The sequence below is a fragment of the Bradyrhizobium lablabi genome, assembly GCF_900141755.1.
Classification (GTDB): Bacteria; Pseudomonadota; Alphaproteobacteria; order Rhizobiales; family Xanthobacteraceae; genus Bradyrhizobium; species Bradyrhizobium lablabi_A.
Window position 1 is genome coordinate 788,467 of the sequence record NZ_LT670844.1, and the last position, 20,000, is coordinate 808,466.

General features: G+C 61.1%; 19 protein-coding genes. 11 read left to right on the forward strand and 8 right to left on the reverse strand.

Features of this window, described 5'->3' with window-relative positions; translation table 11 throughout:
• Positions 1-83 precede the first annotated feature (83 nt).
• The 4 genes from B5526_RS03790 (at position 84) to B5526_RS03805 (ending at position 4,179) form a co-directional block, all read left to right on the forward strand.
• Positions 84-569: a hypothetical protein gene (locus tag B5526_RS03790; protein WP_079544674.1), complete on the forward strand. Its 486-nt coding sequence runs from the start codon at positions 84-86 to the stop codon at positions 567-569.
• Between the two features lie 102 nt (positions 570-671).
• The gene (moaA, locus tag B5526_RS03795) at positions 672-1,706 is read left to right on the forward strand and encodes a GTP 3',8-cyclase MoaA (RefSeq protein WP_079536993.1); all 1,035 of its coding nucleotides are present in this window, start codon (positions 672-674) and stop codon (positions 1,704-1,706) included.
• 329 nt (positions 1,707-2,035) lie between these two features.
• Positions 2,036-2,575 (forward strand): TRAP transporter small permease subunit, encoded by a 540-nt coding sequence (locus tag B5526_RS03800; protein WP_079544675.1) that lies wholly within the window; start codon positions 2,036-2,038, stop codon positions 2,573-2,575.
• Positions 2,572-4,179, forward strand: coding sequence for a TRAP transporter large permease (locus B5526_RS03805; protein ID WP_079536994.1), 1,608 nt, complete (start codon positions 2,572-2,574; stop codon positions 4,177-4,179). The genes B5526_RS03800 and B5526_RS03805 overlap by 4 nt, the downstream gene beginning before the upstream one ends.
• A 68-nt stretch (positions 4,180-4,247) precedes the next feature.
• Here B5526_RS03805 and B5526_RS03810 read toward each other — a convergent pair whose 3' ends face one another.
• A complete protein-coding gene (locus B5526_RS03810) occupies positions 4,248-5,333 on the reverse strand; it encodes a TRAP transporter substrate-binding protein (RefSeq protein WP_079536995.1) in 1,086 nt (361 codons plus the stop codon).
• 978 nt (positions 5,334-6,311) lie between these two features.
• Between B5526_RS03810 and B5526_RS03815 the strand changes: the two genes are divergently transcribed.
• Entirely contained in the window at positions 6,312-7,031 is a 720-nt protein-coding gene (locus B5526_RS03815) for a hypothetical protein (RefSeq protein ID WP_079536996.1), read from the forward strand.
• 778 nt (positions 7,032-7,809) lie between these two features.
• On the opposite strand, the gene B5526_RS03825 is transcribed toward B5526_RS03815, so the two are convergent.
• The 3 genes from B5526_RS03825 to B5526_RS03835 form a co-directional block, all read right to left on the reverse strand.
• Positions 7,810-8,898, reverse strand: a complete 1,089-nt coding sequence (locus B5526_RS03825; protein ID WP_079536998.1) for a TRAP transporter substrate-binding protein — start codon at positions 8,896-8,898, stop codon at positions 7,810-7,812.
• Positions 8,899-9,099: 201 nt separating this feature from the next.
• Complete coding sequence (locus B5526_RS03830; protein WP_079536999.1) at positions 9,100-10,236, reverse strand: Mrp/NBP35 family ATP-binding protein; 1,137 nt, start codon at positions 10,234-10,236, stop codon at positions 9,100-9,102.
• A 56-nt stretch (positions 10,237-10,292) separates the two neighbouring features.
• Positions 10,293-10,730, reverse strand: a complete 438-nt coding sequence (locus B5526_RS03835) for a VOC family protein (protein WP_079537000.1) — start codon at positions 10,728-10,730, stop codon at positions 10,293-10,295.
• Between the two features lie 255 nt (positions 10,731-10,985).
• Here B5526_RS03835 and B5526_RS03840 point away from each other — a divergent pair, with 255 nt between their 5' ends.
• The 4 genes from B5526_RS03840 to B5526_RS03855 all read left to right on the forward strand — a co-directional run bounded on the left by B5526_RS03840 (position 10,986) and on the right by B5526_RS03855 (position 14,492).
• Positions 10,986-11,915: an NAD(P)-dependent oxidoreductase gene (locus tag B5526_RS03840; RefSeq protein ID WP_079537001.1), complete on the forward strand. Its 930-nt coding sequence runs from the start codon at positions 10,986-10,988 to the stop codon at positions 11,913-11,915.
• A 143-nt stretch (positions 11,916-12,058) separates the two neighbouring features.
• Positions 12,059-13,663: a sensor histidine kinase gene (locus tag B5526_RS03845; protein ID WP_079537002.1), complete on the forward strand. Its 1,605-nt coding sequence runs from the start codon at positions 12,059-12,061 to the stop codon at positions 13,661-13,663.
• Positions 13,664-13,744: 81 nt separating this feature from the next.
• A complete protein-coding gene (locus tag B5526_RS03850) occupies positions 13,745-13,954 on the forward strand; it encodes a DUF1289 domain-containing protein (RefSeq protein ID WP_079537003.1) in 210 nt (69 codons plus the stop codon).
• A gap of 25 nt (positions 13,955-13,979) precedes the next feature.
• On the forward strand, positions 13,980-14,492 hold the full coding sequence (locus tag B5526_RS03855) for a TIGR02281 family clan AA aspartic protease (protein WP_079537004.1): 513 nt from the start codon (positions 13,980-13,982) through the stop codon (positions 14,490-14,492).
• 65 nt (positions 14,493-14,557) lie between these two features.
• Here the strand turns inward: B5526_RS03855 and dusA are convergent, their stop codons facing one another.
• Positions 14,558-15,562: a tRNA dihydrouridine(20/20a) synthase DusA gene (dusA, locus tag B5526_RS03860; RefSeq protein WP_283807628.1), complete on the reverse strand. Its 1,005-nt coding sequence runs from the start codon at positions 15,560-15,562 to the stop codon at positions 14,558-14,560.
• A gap of 263 nt (positions 15,563-15,825) precedes the next feature.
• On the opposite strand from dusA, the gene B5526_RS03865 reads away from it, so the two are divergent.
• Both B5526_RS03865 and B5526_RS03870 read left to right on the forward strand, forming a co-directional pair.
• On the forward strand, positions 15,826-16,164 hold the full coding sequence (locus B5526_RS03865) for a type II toxin-antitoxin system RelE/ParE family toxin (protein ID WP_079537006.1): 339 nt from the start codon (positions 15,826-15,828) through the stop codon (positions 16,162-16,164).
• Positions 16,161-16,442, forward strand: a complete 282-nt coding sequence (locus B5526_RS03870; protein ID WP_079537007.1) for a helix-turn-helix domain-containing protein — start codon at positions 16,161-16,163, stop codon at positions 16,440-16,442. Before B5526_RS03865 ends, B5526_RS03870 begins: the two co-directional genes overlap by 4 nt.
• A gap of 344 nt (positions 16,443-16,786) precedes the next feature.
• Here B5526_RS03870 and hydA read toward each other — a convergent pair whose 3' ends face one another.
• Genes hydA through B5526_RS03885 form a run of 3 tightly spaced genes read right to left on the reverse strand, consistent with a single transcriptional unit; the run spans position 16,787 to position 19,999 of the window.
• Entirely contained in the window at positions 16,787-18,190 is a 1,404-nt protein-coding gene (gene hydA, locus B5526_RS03875; protein WP_079537008.1) for a dihydropyrimidinase, read from the reverse strand.
• 28 nt (positions 18,191-18,218) lie between these two features.
• Entirely contained in the window at positions 18,219-18,998 is a 780-nt protein-coding gene (locus B5526_RS03880) for an SDR family NAD(P)-dependent oxidoreductase (RefSeq protein ID WP_079537009.1), read from the reverse strand.
• Positions 18,995-19,999, reverse strand: coding sequence for an NAD-dependent epimerase/dehydratase family protein (locus B5526_RS03885; protein WP_079537010.1), 1,005 nt, complete (start codon positions 19,997-19,999; stop codon positions 18,995-18,997). The genes B5526_RS03880 and B5526_RS03885 overlap by 4 nt, the downstream gene beginning before the upstream one ends.
• Between the last annotated feature and the right edge of the window lies 1 nt (position 20,000).

The following is a 20,000-nucleotide window of genomic DNA, read 5'->3' on the forward strand; positions in this document are numbered from 1 at the left end:
CACGGTTGCACGGCTGTCCTGACGCTCCTATGGTCGAAAGCGGGGATTGTGGCTTTAAGCCGCAGTATATTGACGGATGGATCATGCGTCGTGTCATCGCGATTGCCGTAGCGGGAGCTAGCCTGGCCGGCTGCTCCTCGTTTTCCTTGGATGCCTTCAAATCGACGCCGCCGACGGTGCAGATCCAGCTCGATTCCGTGCCGACCGGAGCCGATGCGCGGACCTCGCTGGGGCAGAGCTGCAAGACCCCCTGCTCCGTCGCGGTTGCCGCTCCCGACACCGGTTTCTCGGTCACCTACACGCTGAACAGGTTCCAGCCGGCGACGATTCCGGTGCAGGTGATCCGCAACCCCGGCGATTTCTCCTCGCCCGCCTCGACTACCTTCGATCCCAATCCGGTGGTCGCCGAGCTTCAGCCGGCCGGCCCGCCGCCCAAGGCCGCACGGAAAAGGATGCTGAAGCCGAAGAAGCCGAAAACGCCCAAGGGCACCGCCGCAGCGCCCGAGCCGGCGGGTTCGCCATTCCCCGACGCATCGCAACCGCCCGCGCCCGCCACGCCGAGCCGTTGATCGCTCGCACCGCACCAGATCGAGCTTTGCGGATTGTACGCGGGTCGCATCGTGCATAGATTGTCACAGTGGAACCAAAGCCGCAGTGACAAGGCGCATTGAATGAACGGACCCTTATTCAGTCCCTCCGCATCGCTGGATCGTCCGATGACCGACCCGTTCGGCCGGACCATCAGCTATTTGCGGGTGTCGGTCACCGATCGCTGCGACCTGCGCTGCTTCTATTGCATGTCGGAAGACATGACATTCCTGCCCAAGGCCGATCTGCTCACGCTGGAAGAGCTCGACCGGCTCTGCACGGCATTCATCGCCAAGGGCGTGCGAAAGCTGCGCCTGACCGGCGGCGAGCCGCTGGTCCGCCGCAACGTGATGTCGCTGGTGCGTTCGCTGTCACGCCATCTCAAAACCGGCGCGCTCAATGAACTGACGCTGACCACCAATGGCTCGCAACTGTCGCGCTTCGCCGGCGAATTGCGCGACTGCGGGGTTCGTCGCATCAACGTGTCGCTGGATACGCTCGATCAAGCAAAATTCCGCGCCATCACCCGTTGGGGCGAGCTCGACAAGGTGATGGCCGGCATCGAGGCCGCGCGGTCGGCAGGACTTGCCGTCAAGATCAACGCGGTGGCGCTGAAGAACCTGAACGAGGATGAAATCCCCGCGCTGATGGAGTGGGCGCACGGCAAGGGCATGGGGCTAACGCTGATCGAGGTGATGCCGATGGGCGACATCGGCGCAGGCCGTATCGACCAGTACGTGCCGCTGTCGCTCGTGCGCGCGCGGCTCGCCAAGCAATACACGCTGACCGACCTCGACGATAACACCGGCGGCCCGGCGCGTTACGTTCGCGTCAGCGAAACCGGCGGCAAGCTCGGCTTCATCACCCCGATGACGCATAATTTCTGCGAGGCCTGCAACCGGGTGCGGATCACCTGCACCGGAACGTTACATACCTGCCTCGGCCACGAGGATGCCTCCGACCTGCGCAAACCGCTGCGAGCCTCCGCCGACGACGCGCTGCTGGCCCAAGCGATCGACCGCGCCATCGGCCTCAAGCCGAAGGGCCACGACTTCATCATCGATCGCCGCCACAACCGCCCGAGTGTCAGCCGCCATATGAGCGTTACCGGCGGTTGAGGTCGCAGCGCGCCCGTAAGCGCGCCCGCGGGCGAATATTCCCCTTCATAATCAACAAACTTCCAATTGACGGCGGCGCCGCGCGCTGAAATGGTGCGGCGGCTTCATGCTAGCCCGGCTGGAAAAGCCGCTGCGCCTAAGGGCTGCAGTCAAGACGGCTGAGGCGTTAATTGGGGGAGGACTATCGTTGCAATCGCTCCTGCGAATGAGCCATTTCTTGCAAGTGTCGTGTCTTGCAAGTGTCGTGGCTCCACGCGTTCCCCGCGCGGTGGCAAAGCGATATCAGTTGAACCGATCGGCGCGTTTTGACGACCGCCGGAGAGAAGATGATGCGCCCATTGTTGGCGGTTAGCGCCGCGATCGACCAGATCAACGAAAAGATCGGCTACATCTGCAATTTCCTGGTGCTGGCCGCCTGCATCGTCAGCGCCGGCAATGCGATGATCCGCTACGCGTTCAGCTACAGTTCGAACGGCTGGCTCGAGCTGCAATGGTACATGTTTGCCGTGCTGGTGATGTTCGGCGCCTCCTACACCTTCAAGCGCAACGAGCATGTCCGGGTCGAGATCTTCTATCTGTTCCTCTCCGAGCGCGGCCAGCTCTGGCTCGACCTGATCGGCACGCTGTTCTTCCTGATCCCGGCCTGTCTGTTGCTCGCCTATCTGTCCTGGCCGTTCTTCTATCAGGCCTATGCGGTGGGTGAATTGTCGAGCAATGCCGGCGGCCTGGTACGCTGGCCGATCAAATTCGTGATCCCGGCAGGCTTTGTGATGCTGGCGTTGCAAGGCGTATCGGAAGTCATCAAGCGCATCGCCGCGCTGCAGAACCTGGTGACGATCGATGCGAAATACGAGAGGCCGACGCAATGATTACGCTGGAGATGATGCCACCGCTGATGTTCGGCGGGCTGGTGCTTGCCATGCTGATCGGCTTTCCGGTGGCGTTTACGCTTGCCGCGGTCGGACTCTCGTTCGGCTTTCTCGCGATCCATCTCGGATTCTTCGACCTTAATTTCCTGCAGGCGATACCGGGCCGCGTATTCGGCAGCGTGCTCGCCAACGACCTGTTGCTGGCTATTCCATTCTTCACCTTCATGGGCGCGATCCTGGAGCGCTGTGGATTGGCCGAAGACATGCTCGATTCGATGGGCCAGTTGTTCGGGCCGATCCGCGGCGGCCTCGGTTATTCCGTGATCATTGTCGGCTTCATCCTCGGCGCCATCACCGGCACGGTGGCGGCGCAGGTCATCGCCATGGCGCTGATCTCGATGCCGGTGATGATCCGCTACGGCTACAACATGCGCTATATCACCGGCGTGCTGGCGGCATCGGGCACCATCACCCAGTTAGTGCCGCCGTCGCTGGTGCTGATCGTCCTCGCCGACCAGCTCGGCAAGTCGGTCGGCGACATGTATCTCGGCGCCTGGGGCCCCTCGATCTTCCAGATCCTGCTGTTTGCCGGCTACACCTTCCTGCTCAGCATCTTCAAACCGGACCATGTGCCGGCGGTACCGAAAACCGCGCTGACACTGACCGGCTGGCCGTTGTGGCGAAAATGCCTGCTCGGCATCATTCCCTCGGCGGTGCTGATCTTCGTCGTGCTCGGCACCATGATGCTCGGTCTGGCGACCCCGACCGAAGCCGGCGCGATGGGCGCCGTCGGCGCCATCGTGCTCGCCGCGATCCACAGCAAGGATTTTTCCACTACCGGCCGCAAGATCCTGATCATCGGCGTGATCGCCTGCGGCATCGGCACCATGGTCGGAATCTTCCTGACCGAAGGGCTGATCTTCAAGCTCGCCTTTGTCGTCACCTATTTCGCGGTGGTCTGGGTCTGTCTTGAGGCGGTTCGCATTCCCGAACTGCGCGGCCTGATCAAGCAGGGCTACGAGACCACCATGCGCATCACCACCATGGTGGTGTTCATCCTGATCGGCTCGACCTGCTTCTCCGTCGTCTTCCTCGGCGTCTCCGGCGGCGTATGGCTGGAGCATATGCTGACCTCGCTGCCGGGCGGCGTCTGGGGATTTTTGATCTTCATCAATTTGTTCATCTTCTTCCTGGCGTTCTTTCTGGACTTCTTCGAAATCGCTTTCATCATCCTGCCGATGATCGCGCCGATCGCGCAGAAGATACTGGCGCCGGTGGTCGGCGCGGATGCGGCGCTGATCTGGTTCGGCGTCATGCTGTGCGTGAACATGCAGACGTCGTTCATGCACCCGCCGTTCGGTTTCGCGCTGTTTTATTTGCGCGGCGTCGCACCCAAGGAAGTCAAGAGTTCCGACATCTACTGGGGCGCGCTGCCATGGGTCGGGTTGCAGGTCATCATGGTGGTGCTGGTGATTGCGTTTCCGATCACCGTCACCGCGCTGCTCGACAAGCCCTCGACGGTCGATCCGAACAAGGTCAACTTCAACGTGCCGCAAATCGAATTGCCGCCGCTCGATTTCAGCGAGCCGCCGAAATTCAAGTAGGCGCGCCGAGATAGCCGCATAAAAAAGCCCCGGAACCGCGCTCCGGGGCTTTTGCTTGCGAGCCGCGATCATGCGCGCAGATGGCGCGCCATGAATGAATCGTAAGCGAGTTCGGCGACCTGGAACCACTGATAGGCCGGGTTGGTATAGGCGTTCAGCGAGTCATAGACCTTCTTGAAGCTGGCGTTGGTCGAGGAAATCTCCTCATGCAGCTCCTTTGCCGCCTTGAAACACGCTTCCATGATCGCGGGCGAGAAGCCGTGCAACTTGGTGCCGGCGGCGAGCAGACGTTTCAGCGCCGGCGGATTGACCAGATCGTATTTCGCCGTCATCCAGGTATTGGCATAATGCCCGGCCTGCTCGAGGATCGCCTGATAGCTCTTCGGCAGGCTGTTCCACTTGTCCAGGTTGATGAAGGCGAGAAGGATCGCGCCGCCTTCCCACCAGCCGGGATAGTAATAATGCGGCGCGACCTTGTAGAAGCCGAGCTTCTCGTCGTCATAGGGACCGACCCATTCGGCGGCATCGATGGTGCCCTTCTCCAGCGCCGGATAGATGTCGCCGGCCGCGATTTGCTGCGGCACCGCGCCGAGTTTCTGCAACACGCGTCCCGGGAATCCGCCGATCCGGAATTTGAGGCCCTTGAGATCGTCGACGGTGTTGATCTCCTTGCGGAACCAGCCGCCCATCTGGCAGGTGGTCTGCCCTGCGAGCAGCGAGATGACGTTGTAGTTCTTGTAAAACTCGTTGAGCACTTCCTTGCCGCCGCCGAGGGTGTACCAACCCTGATTGGCACGTGAATTGGGACCGAAGGCAACCGAGGTACCAAAGGCGAAGGTGGGATCCTTGCCGAAATAATAATAGGACGCGGTGTGCCCCATCTCGACGGTGGCGTTCTGCACGGCATCGACGACTTGCAGAGCAGGGACGATTTCGCCGGCGGCGAACACCTGGATCTGGAATTTATTATCGGTCGCTTCACCAACCGCCTTGGCCATCAACTCAGCGCCGCCGTAAAGCGTATCAAGCGATTTCGGCCAGCTACAGGTCATGCGCCATTTGATGTCCGGGCTCGATTGCGCGATCGCAGGCGCGGCAATGGTTGCCCCCGCGACGCCCACGCCGGTCGCCTTGATGAAGTCACGACGTTTCATGAATTTCCCTCCCCTTGGTGATGTGAGACGTGCCGCTCGCCTTCGTTTCGAGGCTTGACGCCAGCATGGTCCATCCTCGTGCGGAATTCCATGACGAACTGGCTTGCCGCAACGCAAAAATCATCCGCTTTGGCGGATGATGACGGGGGTGCGCTACGGATTCGAATTTCAAACACATACAGCTTCGCGATCTCGCCGCGTGTTTCGCGCGAGGTTTGCTTTGATGTCCCGCCCTCAGAGATCAGAGGGCACAGGGAATGCCGGGCGCCCGATGCGCCCGATAGCCGCGTGTGCAATGGTAGTGGTAGAACGCACACGCGTTAGTCAGGTCACACCGGAATCACCCGGCACTCCCCGCGCAATGGTTTTAACGGTTTCCTGCGCGCTCTCCCCGGCGACCGGGCTCTTTTGCCACCGTCACCCCTGAGAAGCTTGCTTCTCAAGAGCTTGACACCAGCGTCGGGGTGTCAGGACCACACGCCTTCTCCGTCCGCAAGAAAGCGCCCTCGTCTTTGGCGCCACCTGCGTCCACCACATCCCGACCCTACGTCCGTGACGATCGCGAAACGCCCCTCTGTGTGGGACGGGATGGCGGGAGTCCTAAAGGTGATTTGGGCAAATCACGAAGCGGAATATTTTTGCGAAGCGATCTGGACGACCCAAATCAGCCTGAGATCGTTCACGAATTTTCTGTTTTGGCGCAAGCCGTAGTCCGGGCGGAGAGAACAGCAACCGGGATCGCCCCGGGTTTCGCTGCGCTTCACCCGGGGCTACGGCACTGGCGAGGTTCATGGCGGGGGCGCGTGATTCCGGCTACGCGGGTTCTGGCATCCTGGAGGGATCGCGAGCGGCGGACGCACTTCGGTGATGCGCATTATCCCATAGGTTACGTGCACTGTCACCGTAATGCCCACGGCGGATGCACTGTGTTAGCATGTTGAGGCAGGAACAATCGCGCTTGCAGGAGGTGCCGAGCCAATGAACGAAGAAGAACCGACAGAAGCAGACATTACAGAGCTTGAAGAATTGAGGATCGAGTTAACGGAGAATTACTACGGCGCCATTGGTAAGGGCATCTCAGCTTGGTCCAGGACCGAGAGCGGCCTCGTTGTCATCGCAGCCCTGCTGTTGGACACGAAACAGGAAAAGGCAGGTCTGATCCTTTATTCGATTGCAAACTTTCACTCTTGGCTCGCGATCATTGACGAGCTTTTCGAGATGGACCCTCGATATCGGGCGCTCCGACCGGATTGGACTGTGATCGCAAATCGGCTCAAGAAGCTTAACGATACGCGCGTGCGGCTTGCGCATCATGCGCTTGAGAGCGGAAAGGGAATTGAGGCTATTGTGGCAGGCGAGGACATTGAGATGCTTCTGCCGTCGTTAAAGCCAAGCAAATACGACACGCGGACCAAATCCAAGAAGCATTCACCTCTACAAATAGAACAATTGGCCGACTTTGTGGATGAGCTTGCCGTTGTCAGCAAAGGACTTGGAGAGTTGCTGAAACGTATGGCCCCGATCTTTCTCGAACCGAAGAAAAAGCTCGTCGAAAGGGTTCGAGAACTTCGGCGGATGGCGGGCGTTGTTGAACCGGAAGTTGAAAGCACCGCAGAGAAATTCCTTAAACACATCGATATGCTGAACGTCGTCGGCACGCGCGACGGGGAGCACCGAGATCAATCCGACGGTAAGTAATGCGGGATCGGCATCACGGCCGCCGCTGGCCACCTGCCATGGCGGCCTAGCGATGTCCGTCCACGGGGCAAAGCGGAAATGCCGTTCAAGTAGGGCCACTTCTGTCGGGGATTGGGCTTGTGCAACAGCAGGTCAACGTAATTTTGCGTGCAAGTCGCCGGATGACTTGCGTCGATTCGACCAGTTGGCGCGTAGCGGGGACTACGAGGCAGAAGAGAAGTGGCAGAATGAAAAGGAAGCTACCGGCCAGTGCGTGCGGCTGGGCGACGGCAAAATGGTCATGGTCGAGGATAGGCGGGGGTCATCGTTCTGCGTGAGGCCAAGAGGCGAAACCGAATGCTTCTGGTCATATGAGGGGGAGATACTTAGCAAGGCCGGCTATGACGCTTTGCAGGAGGAGCTTCAAGCCCGCTTCAGGGCTGAACAGCCCAAGGCTCATGCTGACGTGCGGGGTGTTTGTAAATGACCGGATGAAAGAGGGCCGCGCAACATGGCATGCTGCGCGGGAAATGCGTTACGGTTTACGGGACCAGGACTGGAGCGCCCTGTGTTTCATGGCATATGCGGCTTCCGATCGCGAGACCGCTAAAAATGCTCTTACCCATATCGATGGTCGATGGGATCGCAGCCTTTGGCGTACCAAAGAGTTCTTTGATCAATCAGTAGCATGGATTCAGAAGTAGATTTGAAAGGCGAAGCTGCTGCTGAGTTCCCGCAACGCAAAAAGCCCGACCTCCGCTGACGCCGGGCTTTTGGTGTAGTACTTAAGGCTTAGCGATCAGCCGCGGGTGCGCGAGCGGATCATGAAACTATCAAAAGTGTATTCGGCGACCTGCCACCACAGATATTGATCCGAGCGATAGGCCTGCATCGCCTCGATCGATTTCTTGAAGTCGGGATTCTTCGCGGAAATCTCGGTCCACAATTCGTTGGTCGCCTTCAGGCAGGCTTCCAGCACTTCGTTGGTGAAGGGACGAAGCTGCGTGCCGCCGGCGACCAGGCGCTTCAACGCGGCCGGATTCTGCATGTCGTAGCGCGCGGCCATCCAGGTGTTGGCATTCGCCGTCGCGTTGTTGACGATGGCCTGATAGTTCTTCGGCAACGAATTCCACTTCTCCAGATTGCAGAACGCGTGCACCGTCGGGCCGCCTTCCCAGAAGCCGGGATAGTAATAGTACTTGGCGACCTTCTGAAAACCGAGTTTCTCGTCGTCATAGGGACCGACCCATTCGGCGGCGTCGATGGTGCCCTTCTCGAGCGCGGGATAGATGTCGCCGCCGGCGAGCTGCTGCGGCACCACGCCGACCTTCTGCAGCACCTGACCGGCAATGCCGCCGATGCGGAACTTCAGTCCGGAGAGATCGGCGACCGTCTTGATCTCCTTGCGAAACCAGCCGCCCATCTGGGTGCCGGTGTTGCCGCAGGGAAACGCGATCACGCCGAACTTCTTGAAGAACTCGTTGCCGAGCTCCATGCCGCCGCCCTGATACCACCACGAATTCTGCTGACGCGCGTTGAGGCCGAACGGCACCGAGGCGTAGATCGCAAAGGTCGGATCCTTGCCGACGTAATAATACGAGACGGTGTGGCTCATCTCGATGGTGCCGTTGGAGGTCGCGTCCAGCGCCTGCAGGCCCGGAACGATTTCACCGGCGGGAAACACCTGGATCTGAAACTTGTTGTCGGTCATCTCGGCAACCTGTTTCGCGAAGTATTCGGAGCCGCCGTAAAGCGTATCGAGCGACTTCGGGAAACTCGACGTCATGCGCCACTTGATCTCGGGCGAGGACTGCGCGATCGCCGGCGAGGCGACGGCGGTCACCGCGGCACCGGTTGCGGACACTTTTAAAAAATCACGACGCTTCATTTAAGGTATCTCCTTGCAGGGGCGTTTTGTAACGGGGTTTCCCGGATTTCCTGGAGCAGTTTACTCGGCGAGGCAATTTCGGCGTCAACCGGAGGGCGCTCTGGCGGGGGGCTTTAACACGGAAGTTCGGCGACAGAATACGCAACAAAGGCATGACTGGACTGATTAAACGAAAGTCGCATACGGGCTTCGGAAAGCGGCTCAGGCCGCGGCGATGACGCCCTTGAGCTGATCGCGGACCTTGGCCCCGATCGCCCGGTAGATCGCGGCGTGCGGGCCGTCCGGCTCGCTCTCCACCACCGGGGTCCCCGAATCAGAGGTGGCGCGTATCGACATATGCAGCGGAATTTCGCCTAAAAAAGGCACCGCGAGCCGCTCGGCCTCGTGCCGCGCGCCGCCGTGACCGAAGATGTCCGACTTCGTGCCGCAATGCGGGCACTGGAAATAGCTCATATTCTCGACAATGCCGAGCACCGGCACGTTGACCTTCTTGAACATTGCCAGTCCCCGCCGCGCATCGATCAGGGAAAGATCCTGCGGGGTCGAGATGATCACCGCACCCTTGAGAGGCACGTTCTGCGCCAGCGTCAGTTGCGCATCGCCGGTGCCGGGAGGCATGTCGACCACGAGAATATCGAGCGTACCCCATGCGACGTCGCGCAGCATCTGGGTGATCGCCGACATCACCATCGGCCCGCGCCAGATCATGGCGGTATCCTCTTCGACCAGGAAGCCGATCGACATGATGGCGAGGCCGAAACGCGGAATCGGAATCATCTTCTTGTCGTCGTTGAGCTGCGGCTTCTCGCGAATCCCGGTCAACCGCGGCACCGACGGCCCATAGATGTCGGCGTCCAGCAGGCCGACGCGCAGACCGAGATCGCGCAAGCCCAGCGCCAGATTGAGCGCGGTGGTTGATTTTCCGACGCCGCCTTTGCCGGAGGCCACCGCGATGACCGCGGCAATGCCGGGAATTTCCGCCTGCTTCGACATCGGCGATGTCGGAGACTGCGGCGGCCGATGCGCCGAGACCGGCGGCACGCCGTGGGTGTGGCGATGTGCCGACGGAGCCGGCGCGGCGGCGGCGCCCGCCTTGCGTTCCGCGGTGAGCGCAATCAAAGCCACGGTGACGCCGGGAATGGCGCGCACCGCGGCTTCGGCTTGGGCGCGTACGCTTTCCCAGGCGCGGGCTTCCGCGGCATCGACATTGATCGAGAAAAACACCTTGCCGTCGGTCACCGAGACCGCCGACAGCACATTAGCCGCGGTCAACGCGGTGCCGCGCGGCGACGCCACCTTGGCCAGCGCATCGAGAACCTGCTGCTGCGTTACGCTCACGGCGCATCTCCTAGCGAGTATTGGATGCGACCCATAGAGCCTTACCGCTCGAAAGGCTACCTCGCCCCGACGTCATCCGCCCGCTCGAGGGGCGCCGCTTCGCCCTGCTCCTTGGCGGCCTCGTAATTCAGCTCGATCATGACGCCGTTGGGGTCATTGACGAAGATCTGCCAGAGGTCGCCGCCCGGAACCTGCCGCGAGTCGAATGCCATGCCTTTGGACTCCAGCCGCCGCTTCATGCCGGCGAAACCGTAGCTGGCAAAAGCGACGTGGTGGACGACGCCGGAATCCGGCTTCTGCGGCTCCTCGGTCTTGGAAATATCGACCAGATGCACCACCGCCTTGCCCTCGGAATACATCCACGCTCCGGGGAAAGCGAAGTTCGGCCGGGCGCCCTTCTCCAGCCCCAGAATATCCTCGTAGAACCGGACGGTGTCGGCGAGGTGGCGGGTCCGGATGTTGAAATGGTCGAGCACGCCTACACTGACGCTCATCGGTGTCACTCCCTTTGTTCTTGAAATTGCTGATGCCGATGGCTGATCCTAGCACAAAACCGAGCCTGCGCAGCAACATGGTCCTGCGCAGCAACATGGGTCCTGCGCAGCAAAATGGGTCCCGCGCAGCAAAGGGGACCCGCGCGTCAAACGGGGGCGTTGCCCTTCACGCCCGAGGGTTTATTGTGCGCGCTCCCTTAAGTCTTGCGCGGAACCTGTTTCGAGGACCGAACCAGCCCCCGCCTTGTCTCAATCATGATAGTCCGGCCGTTCGACGCCGGCGAAACCCCAAGTTCTAAAACAAGGTCTAAAAACATGGCTAAAGTCGCTTTTCTCGGTCTCGGCGTGATGGGTTTCCCCATGGCAGGACACCTGGTGAAAAAGGGTGGCCACGAGATAACGGTCTACAACCGGACGCCGGCCAAGGCGCAAGCCTGGGCGGAAAAATTCGGCGGCAAGACCGCGCCGACGCCAAAAGCCGCGGCCGAGGGTCAGGATTTCGTGATGTGCTGCGTGGGCAATGACAACGACCTGCGCGCCGTCACGCTCGGCGCCGATGGCGCTTTTGCAGGCATGAAAAAGGGCGCAACTTTCGTCGATCACACCACCGCATCCGCCGAAATCGCCCGCGAGCTCGATGCGGAGGCGACCAAACGCGGTTTCAGGTTCGTCGACGCCCCGGTTTCCGGCGGCCAAGCCGGCGCGGAAAACGGCGTTTTGACCGTGATGTGCGGCGGCAGCGAGGAAGCCTATGCCGCCGCCGAGCCGCTCATCGCGGCCTATGCAAGGATGTGCAAGCGGCTCGGACCTGCGGGGTCCGGCCAATTGACAAAAATGGTCAACCAGATCTGCATCGCCGGACTGGTTCAGGGCCTTTCGGAAGGCATCCATTTCGCCAAGAAGTCCGGGCTCGATGTCGCGGCCGTGATCGACACCATCTCGAAGGGCGCCGCGCAATCCTGGCAGATGGAGAACCGCTACAAGACCATGGCCGAGGGCAAGTACGATTTCGGCTTTGCGGTCGAATGGATGCGCAAGGATCTCTCGATCTGCATCGCCGAATCCCGGCGCAACGGCGCGAGCCTGCCGGTGACGGCGCTGGTCGATGCGTTCTACGCGGAAGTCGAGAAGATGGGCGGCAAGCGCTGGGACACCTCGAGCCTGCTCGCGCGGCTGGAACGCTAGGGTTCCGGCCCACGCGAGAGAGGTTAATTTAACCTCCCATTAACGTGATTCTTTAGCGCTTTAAGTCACCTCTTAAGGATTTAGCGCCAGAGATAGACAATGCAAAAGCTCGCGCCGTCCGCGGGCAGGATTTGTGTTGTTTGATGAGTAAACCCGCAGATAAGCCCGAAGTTGTGCAGCTTCCGGCTGAACCGCCTGTCGCCGTGCCGGCAAGTCACCGCCGCATCGCCGCGCAGCGGGTCCGCGAGGCGCGGGATCGGTTAACGTCAACCAGCGGAACCCGTCCCGCTTTCGATCGCGAATTGCTTCGGCAATATGCCCAGACCCGGCTGTCGGCATCCTATGTCGTGATGCTGCTCGTGGTAGCATCTGGCCTGTTGTTCGGCTTCTGGATGCAGCCGGTTTCGGCCGCGGCCTGGACCTGCGGCATGCTCTGCATCCACGCCGTCACCATCCGCAATTGCCGCAGATTCCTGCTGGAGAAGCCCTCGCTGACCCGAACCCGCAAGTGGCGGACGCAGTTCGTGCTGCTCGATCTGTTCTACGGGCTGTGCTGGACCACGATCCTGATTCACCCGGCGAGCCCCGACGCGGTTTCGAACGCGCTGATGATGTTCCTGATCCTGTTGGTGATCGCGGTCTCGAGCATGCTCGCGGCGAGCCTGCCGATCGCAGCGCTCGCGGCGACCGCGCCGGTCACCGCGGCGATTGCGCTGAATTTCGTGCTGAGCGGTTCATTCGACAATTACGTGCTGGCGTTGCTCGCGGTCGCCGCCGAGGGCTATTTCGCGCTGCTTGCCCACCGCCTGCATTCGACCACGCTGGCGACGCTGGAGGCGCGCGCCGAGAAAGATGCGCTGATCGGCGAACTCGAGCAGGCGAAGGCAATCTCGGACGAGGCGCGGCATCGCGCCGAATCCGCCAACGTCGCAAAATCGCGGTTTCTGGCGCAAATGAGCCACGAATTGCGCACGCCGCTGAACGCGATCCTCGGATTTTCCGAGGTGATGAAGAGCGAGATTTTCGGCGCCCACACGGTGCCTGTGTATAAGGAATATTCGGCCGATATTCATAATTCGGGCGTACACCTGCTCAACCTCATCAACGAAATCCTCGACCTGTCGCGGATCGAAGCCGGAAGGTACGAGCTCAACGAAGAGGCGGTATCGCTCGTGCATGTCGTCGCCGACTGCCATCATCTCTTGAAGCTGCGCGCCTCAAGCCGCGGCATCACCATTCACGAAGTGTTCGAGCAGGGCATGCCGCGCATCTGGGGCGATGAGCGCGCGACACGGCAGATCGTGCTCAATCTGTTGTCAAACTCGATCAAGTTCACCCCCCAAGGCGGCGAGATCTGGCTCAAGGCCGGATGGACCGCCTCGGGCGGACAATATCTGAGCGTCAAGGATACCGGCTCCGGGATTGCGGAGGATGAAATCCCGATCGTGCTGGCGTCCTTCGGCCAGGGCTCTAATTCGATCAAGTCAGCCGAACAGGGTGCGGGCCTTGGGCTGCCGATCGCGAAAAGCCTGATCGACATGCACGGCGGCACGTTTACGCTGAAATCAAAACTGCGCATCGGCACCGAAGTGATCATCACCTTCCCGCCGGAGCGCGTGATGTCGGCGCTCGCGCCGATGGCCGAGGAGGCGCCGCCGCTGCAGCCGGAAACCGCTGGCACAGCGACCGCCGACGACAAGCGCCGCCCGCGCAACAAGCCGATCATGAGCGCGGGGACCGGATTATGAATCGGATGACCAACCGGATCAGGAATCCGAAGATGATTGGGGCGCTTGCACACGCGACCGAATCCGTTTCACTATCGAACCATGAGTATAGATACGCCGTGCATCGCCGTCTGTATGATCGACCCCAGAACCAGCCTTTGTTTTGGCTGTGGACGTACGCTTCCGGAGATCGCGCGCTGGCACCGGATGGAGCGCGCGGAGCGGCTTGCGGTGATGGCGGAGCTCGCGCCGCGCATGGCGGAAGCCGGTCTGGTGCCGCCCGAGGCCGCCAGCACTTCGAAAGCCGGCTGAGCCATAGCTGCATCGGAGGCGCGCCGTGAGCCGCCTCCTGCTTGTCCTGTTGGTGCTGGTGGCGACCGCCGGCGCTGTGGTGGCTTATGGCGACCCCGAACGGATCGCGCGCGCGGGCGACACCGTCTCCGAATTATTGCGCAAGCGCGCCGCGGCTCCTGCGCGCGCCGTGCAGATCGCGCGCGGCCAGGGCGGCGAATTCGCGCTACTGGCCAGGATCAACGGCGTCGTCGCGCCGATGGTGATCGATACCGGCGCGACCTCGGTGGTGCTGACCTATGAGACCGCCAAGGCTGCCGGACTGCCGCTGGAGTTGCTCGAATACGACGTCGACGTCGAGACCGCCGGCGGGCACACCAGGGCGGCACGGCTGACGCTCGACCGCCTCGCCATCGGCAAGCTCGTAGAGCGCTCGGTGCCGGCGCTGGTGGTGCCGCATGGGCAGATGAAGACCAACTTGCTCGGCATGAGTTTTCTCGATCGGCTGGAAAGCTGGGAAGTGCATGCCGACCGGCTGATGCTGCACGGCTATCCATAAAATCTTTTTTTGACGCGCATTTTTCACGCGAACCGGTATCCGCTTCGCTCGAAAACGCTTTGGAATTACGCTGCCAATGCAACGCGGTCCTCGACCAGCGCGATCGCATCGCGCAGGACATTCACACCAGCGCCCGGTTTGACGCCGTTCTCAGCGAGGTGACGGCGAAACGCCCGCGCGCCGGGCACCGCGTGAAACGCACCGACAAAATGCCGCGTGATCGAATGCAGCCGCGTGCCTAGCGCGAGTTCGCTTTCGATATAGGGCATCATGGCCTCGAACACCTGCTTCATGGTCGCGTGCGGCGCGGCCTCGCCGAACAGTTCGGGATCGGCCGACAACAGCCGCCATGGCTCCTGATAGGCGGCGCGGCCCAGCATGACGCCGTCGACAAAGCCGAGGTGCGCTTTGGCCTCCGCGAGGCTTGCGATCCCGCCATTGATGATGACGGGCATGTTTGGCATGGCGGCCTTCAGCCGATAGACCCTGTCATAATCGAGCGGCGGGATGTCACGATTTTCCTTCGGCGATAATCCGTTGAGCCAGGCTTTGCGGGCGTGGACGATCAGCGCGTCCGCGCCGGCATTGACGACGCCGCGCGCGAGCGCATCGAGCGCCGTTTCCGGATCCTGATCATCGATGCCGATCCGGCACTTCACCGTGACGGAAATGCCGACCGCGCGCTTCATGGCCTCCACGCAAGCGGCGACCAGCGCCGGCTCCGCCATCAGGCAGGCACCGAAGCGGCCGTCCTTCACCCGGTCCGACGGGCAGCCGACATTGAGGTTGATCTCGTCATAGCCGAAATCCTCGCCGATTTTGGCAGCCGCCGCGAGTTCGCGCGGATCCGAGCCGCCAAGCTGAAGTGCCACCGGATGTTCGCACGGATCGAATCCGAGCAGCCGCTTGCGATCGCCATGAAGGATGGCGGGCGTCGTCAGCATCTCGGTGTAAAGCAGGCTCCGCCGCGTCATCAGGCGGTGGAAGACGCGGCAATGCCGGTCGGTCCAATCCATCATCGGGGCCACGGAGAAGCGAAGGTCTAACATCTTGTTTTCATTCGAATTTATTACTCTTGTCCGTCCAATCGATAATGGTCCGACAGACAATCTGAAGCACCAGAGCTAAAGCATTTTCTTTTCCTTTCAAAGGCTTGATCCGATCACTTGATTATTCTCACCTATTTCAACCTCGATCGGTACTGCATCGCAGTACTGATCACACCCATGCAGTACCGCGACAGGGACGGCGACGCTGCGGTGATTTTGCCGCTCGGCCAACAGCGGCGGGCAAGACTTGCCGTCACATACAAAATTTTGTATAGCTGGTCTTAATGATGGTTTCCAAGCCCGTCGAGTTCCGAGGTAGCGCACTGGAGGATTTACGCGCGTTTCCGGAGGCGGCCCGGGGTGAGGCGGGATATCAGCTTGACCAAATCCAGCGAGGGCGCGAGCCAGACGACTGGAAGCCCATGAATGCGGTCGGTCGAGGGGTACGCGAAATTCGGATTCGGGATGCCGCGGGAGCATTCAGAGTGTTGTATGTGGCAAAGTTCGACGACGCCGTCTACGTGTTGCACTGTTTCCAGAAGAAGACGCAGAAAACGAGCAAGACGGATATGAACCTAACCGCCCAGCGTTACCGGGATTTGTTAAAGGAGCTAGGTCGATGAGCAAGAAACGCTTCGCCAATGTGTGGGATGCAATTGAGGATACACCTGCGCAAGCTGAGAACATGAAGCTCCGTTCCGCGCTGATGATGGCTTTGAAGGATCATATCGCCCGGACGGGGCTGAGCCAATCGGAGGCTGCGAAGCTTCTTGGGGTTACCCAGCCGCGTATCTCTGATCTCATGCGCGGCAAGATCGAATTGTTTGGCCTCGATACCTTGGTCAACATGATCGGAGCCGCCGGCTTGCATGTTGAGATGCGTATCTCGGACGCCGCCTGACAAACAGTCAGCCCCCTGCTCCGTTCTCCGATCTTGTCTGCACATGGCATCGACCTACCTCAACATAGTGCTTCTGAGATCGCTCCCTTGACGTGAAGTTGGCGCTACCGCGAACTGCGAAGCGATCCACGCTTTTGAGCTACGCTAGACTTTTCGAGACGATCTATCCCGCAATCGATCGTGCGCTCGTTCGAGGAAGTTTAAGCGCGGATTGGCGTAGTACGGATTGGACCGACTGCGAAATTTGGCGTGAGCGAGCGTCGGTATATGCGCTTTTCCGGGATCATATCCACCCCGATTGGAAGCTAAATCACCAAGAGAAGAACAAGCGGCACAACAAAACTTTAGGCGTAAGCCGAAATATCTCGCTCCAAAATCCGGCCTGCGCCCTTGTTGCCGACGATCATGCCATCACGTGCAACAATCTCGCCCCGGGCGATCGTCATCACCGGCCATCCGGTAACCTCGAAGCCCTCCCACGGGGTGTAGTCGGAGCCGTGGTGCAGATTCTCCTGTCGGATCGTCTCGCGACGGTGGGGATCCCACAAAGTGATATCGGCGTCGAAGCCGACGCCGATCGATCCCTTTCGCGGGTAAAGACCGTACATCTTGGCGTGATTGGTAGAGGTTAGCTCGACAAACCTGTTCAGCGAAATTCGACCTGCCGAAACTCCTTCCGAAAACAGGATCGGCAGCCGTGTTTCGATCCCCGGAATGCCATTCGGAACCCAGCGAAACGACGTTCTGGCCTTGGGCGTGAGCTTGCCTTCACTGCTTTCGTATCGGAACGGGCAGTGATCCGAGGAGAAGGTCTGGAACACGCCCTGCTGCAGGCCTTCCCAGATCGCCGCCTGGCTGGCCGCATCGCGGGGCGGCGGCGAACAGACGTATTTTGCGCCTTCCATGTTCAGACCCTGAAGATCGTCCGCGGTCAGCGTCAGATATTGCGGGCAGGTCTCGGCATAAACTTTCAGGCCGCGCCGCTGCGCCCAGCGAATCTGCTCCATCGCCTCGCGACCTGAAACGTGAACAATCATGATTGGCACATCGATCAGTTCGGCGTGACTGATCGCGCGGTGTGCCGCTTCACGCTCAACCAGCTCCGGGCGGGAGGTCGCGTGAAAAAACGGCGAGGTCTGTCCCGCGCGCTCTAATCGGTCGGTCATGTATTTGATGGCATCATAGCCTTCCGCATGCACCATCACGAGTGCGCGCTCACGGCGCGCCACCTCGAATACTTCGAGCAGTTGCCGGTCGTTCAGCACGAGGTCGTCGTAGGTCATAAACACCTTGAACGATGTGTAGCCGGCCTTCAGCAGCGCCGGCAGCTCCTGTCCGAGAACCTCCGGCGTAGGATCGGAGATGATCAAGTGAATGGAGACATCGATGTGGCATTCGCCCTCTGCCTGACGCACGTAATCCTCGACGCATCGGCGCAAACTCGTGCCGCGCTGCTGCAGGGCGAACGGCATGATGCAGGTATTGCCGCCGGCGGCGGCGGCGGCGGTCGCCGAAGCGAAGTCATCCGCCATCACGACATCGGGCCCGGAAGGCTGGGCGATATGCACGTGGCTGTCGATGCCGCCCGGAAGCACCAGCAACCCGGAGGCGTCGATCTCGCGCGTCGCTCCCTCGATCTCCGCGGCAACCGCGACGATGCGCCCATCGCGAACGCCGACATCGGCGCGAAATGTGTCGGAAGCCGTGACAACGGTGCCGCCACGAATGGCAAGATCCAGCTTGGTCATGCGCCTCTCCTGTCGATCCCTGCAACGCTCAGGCCGCGGTCCATCCACCGTCCACCATCAGATTGACGCCGGTCACAAAACTCGCATCATCGCTGGCAAGAAACAACGCCGCCCGTGCCACGTCATCGGGCAGCCCGAGCCGCGGCCATGGCGTCCGCCGATGCGCACGATCCAGCACCTCGGGATCGATCGCACGGCCGGTGGCGCCGGTCTGGATTTTGCCCGGCGCGACGGCATTGCAGACGATGCCGTGGGCGGCGTAATCGGCCGCGATTTGCCGGGTCAGGTAAGCAATCGCCGCCTTCGATGTGCCATAGGCAATGTCGGCCGGCGCGGCGATGAATCCGTGTTGCGAAGACAGATTAACGATCCGCCCCCGGACCTCGCCGCGCGGCTCCTGAGTTATCATTTGCCTGACGGCCGCGCGACAACACAAATAGGTCCCCGTCAGATTGACCTTGAGAACGCGCTCCCAATCGCCCTCGTCCATCTCCAGCAGCGGTCTTGCATGACGAATGCAGGCATTGTTGACGATGCCGTCGAGGCGGCCGTAACGGGAGACGGTCTCGGCGACCGTCGCGTCAACCTGCTCGCGCCGCGAGACGTCGGTCCGAACATAGACGGCCTTGCCGCCCTCCGCCGCAATCACATCGATGGTCGGCATGCCGCCCTCGATAACCTGTTGCGTCACATCTGCAACCACGATGCGCGCGCCTTGGGACGCAAATAGCCGGGCGATGGCGCGGCCGATGCCGGACGCGGCACCGGTCACGATCCACACCTGATCCGCGAGCCTAAGGCCGGTCATGACGGCGTCCCTCCATGCCTGGGAACTGGGTCAAACGCTGGACCAAGCCACTGCAGATAATCAGCCAGCGCCTCGTCAAGATTGTAGCGTGGCAGGAAGGCCGTGTCGCCACGCAGGCGATCGATAGCCATGGCAGCGCGATCGTAGGGCATGTAGTAATCGATGTTGGCCTGCTCGCCGTGCTGGGCGAAACGCCATTCGAAGCCAACGCGGAGTTGTTGCAGCCGCGCGCAGAAATCCGCGATCGACCATTTGAACCCAGCTGCCAGATTGTAGACCTGATGCCGACGGGTGCTGGCATACAGCAACTCGAGTACAGCGGCCGCCGCATCCCGCGCATAGAACCAATCGCGCGGATGCGGGCGCGGCAGGATCGCCGGGATGCCTGATCGGGCGGCTTGCACGATCTGATACGGGGCACTCGGCGTATCCCGCGCGCTCGTTGCATATTCCCATCGGCCGAAACAGGTGCCAAGACGGCCAATCGAAAGGTCGAGCCGATGCAGATCGGCGAGCCGCAATGCGACCGCCTCGCTGGCCTGTTTGGTGATGCCATAGAGCTGTTCGGGACGCAGCGGCGTATCCTCCGTGAGCAAGCCGACATCTCGTCCGCTGGCGCCGTAGACCGAGCCCGAACTCAGGTGCAGCACGCGCCGGATGCCGCAAGCCGCCGCAGCCTCGACGGTGGCGGCCGCACCTTCGATGTTGACGCGCACGACCCCGACAGGATCGGCGATCTCACGGCTCGCACCAGCGGTGACCGCGGCGAGATTGAGGACGCAGTTGGCACCACTCTGACGCAACGCGATTTTCAGGCCTTGGGCATCGCGGATGTCCCCGATGACCTGTTCGAACCTGCCGGGAAGACCGGCGAACGTGCTCGCCGCATGTTCGGAAACCGGAAAAAGATCGAAGCCGATGACGCGCTCGCCACGCATCAGCAGCGCTTCGGTCACCGCCAGACCAACAAAGCCCGCCGCCCCCGTGACAAAAGCAGCCATC

Excerpts from the sequence above, each read along its gene's own strand:
- B5526_RS03845 (WP_079537002.1), top strand. The coding sequence starts at position 12,059 with ATGAGTAAACCCGCAGATAAGCCCGAAGTTGTGCAGCTTCCGGCTGAA.
- hydA (WP_079537008.1), bottom strand. The coding sequence starts at position 18,190 with ATGACCAAGCTGGATCTTGCCATTCGTGGCGGCACCGTTGTCACGGCT.
- B5526_RS03870 (WP_079537007.1), top strand. The coding sequence starts at position 16,161 with ATGAGCAAGAAACGCTTCGCCAATGTGTGGGATGCAATTGAGGATACA.
- B5526_RS03850 (WP_079537003.1), top strand. The coding sequence starts at position 13,745 with ATGAGTATAGATACGCCGTGCATCGCCGTCTGTATGATCGACCCCAGA.
- B5526_RS03835 (WP_079537000.1), bottom strand. The coding sequence starts at position 10,730 with ATGAGCGTCAGTGTAGGCGTGCTCGACCATTTCAACATCCGGACCCGC.
- B5526_RS03840 (WP_079537001.1), top strand. The coding sequence starts at position 10,986 with ATGATAGTCCGGCCGTTCGACGCCGGCGAAACCCCAAGTTCTAAAACA.
- B5526_RS03865 (WP_079537006.1), top strand. The coding sequence starts at position 15,826 with ATGATGGTTTCCAAGCCCGTCGAGTTCCGAGGTAGCGCACTGGAGGAT.
- B5526_RS03805 (WP_079536994.1), top strand. The coding sequence starts at position 2,572 with ATGATTACGCTGGAGATGATGCCACCGCTGATGTTCGGCGGGCTGGTG.
- moaA (WP_079536993.1), top strand. The coding sequence starts at position 672 with ATGAACGGACCCTTATTCAGTCCCTCCGCATCGCTGGATCGTCCGATG.
- B5526_RS03885 (WP_079537010.1), bottom strand. The coding sequence starts at position 19,999 with ATGGCTGCTTTTGTCACGGGGGCGGCGGGCTTTGTTGGTCTGGCGGTG.
- B5526_RS03825 (WP_079536998.1), bottom strand. The coding sequence starts at position 8,898 with ATGAAGCGTCGTGATTTTTTAAAAGTGTCCGCAACCGGTGCCGCGGTG.
- B5526_RS03800 (WP_079544675.1), top strand. The coding sequence starts at position 2,036 with ATGCGCCCATTGTTGGCGGTTAGCGCCGCGATCGACCAGATCAACGAA.
- B5526_RS03810 (WP_079536995.1), bottom strand. The coding sequence starts at position 5,333 with ATGAAACGTCGTGACTTCATCAAGGCGACCGGCGTGGGCGTCGCGGGG.
- B5526_RS03815 (WP_079536996.1), top strand. The coding sequence starts at position 6,312 with ATGAACGAAGAAGAACCGACAGAAGCAGACATTACAGAGCTTGAAGAA.
- B5526_RS03880 (WP_079537009.1), bottom strand. The coding sequence starts at position 18,998 with ATGACCGGCCTTAGGCTCGCGGATCAGGTGTGGATCGTGACCGGTGCC.
- B5526_RS03790 (WP_079544674.1), top strand. The coding sequence starts at position 84 with ATGCGTCGTGTCATCGCGATTGCCGTAGCGGGAGCTAGCCTGGCCGGC.